Raw genomic sequence first — 726 nt, 5'->3', positions numbered from 1 at the left:
GTGGCGGGCGGTGGCGGCCCGGCCGGGCTCCGCGGTGCCCGCCGCCGTGACGACCACCCGGCTCGCGGCGGCCGTACGGCGCTCCAGCACGCTGGAGAGAACCGCGAGGACGAGCGCGGAGCCCGCCAGCGCGGCTCCCACCCAGTTCGGTGCCGTGTACCCGAACCCCGCCGCGATGACGATGCCGCCGAGCCAGGCGGAGAGCGCGTTGCCGAGGTTGAAGGCCCCGATGTTGACGGCGGAGGCCAGTGTGGGAGCGGCGGACGCCTGGTCGAGCACCCTCTTCTGGAGCGGCGGTACGGTCGCGAAGCCGAGGGCGCCGATCAGTGTGATGGTGACGGCCGCCGCGACCTTGTGGTGGGCGGTGAGCGTGAACAGCGCGAGGACCACGGCAAGCGCTCCCAGGGACACGTACAGCAGCGGCATCAGCCTGCGGTCCGCGAACCGGCCGCCGAGCAGATTGCCGCCGACCATGCCGAGCCCGAAGAGCACCAGCAGCCAGGTCACCGAGGAGGCCGCGAATCCGGCGGTCTCGGTCATCATCGGGGTGATGTAGGTGATCGCCGCGAAGACTCCGCCGAAGCCGAGCACGGTCATGGCCATGGCAAGCAGCACCTGTACATTGCGGAAGGCCGCGAGTTCGTGGCGCAGCCGTACGCCCTCGGGCTTGGGCTGCTCGGGTACGAGCCTGGCGATGCCCGCGAGCCCGACGACACCGAGTCCGGC

General features: G+C 71.9%; 1 protein-coding gene. It reads right to left on the bottom strand.

All coding sequences use genetic code 11. The features are described 5' to 3' along the window. Nucleotides 1–726: MFS transporter (locus BFF77_RS31040; RefSeq protein WP_245703915.1), on the bottom strand; the 726-nt coding region annotated here is incomplete at both ends.

The organism is Streptomyces lushanensis (assembly GCF_001700515.1).
Lineage (GTDB): Bacteria > Actinomycetota > Actinomycetes > Streptomycetales > Streptomycetaceae > Streptomyces > Streptomyces lushanensis.
This window is presented reverse-complemented; position numbering and strand designations above follow the sequence as displayed.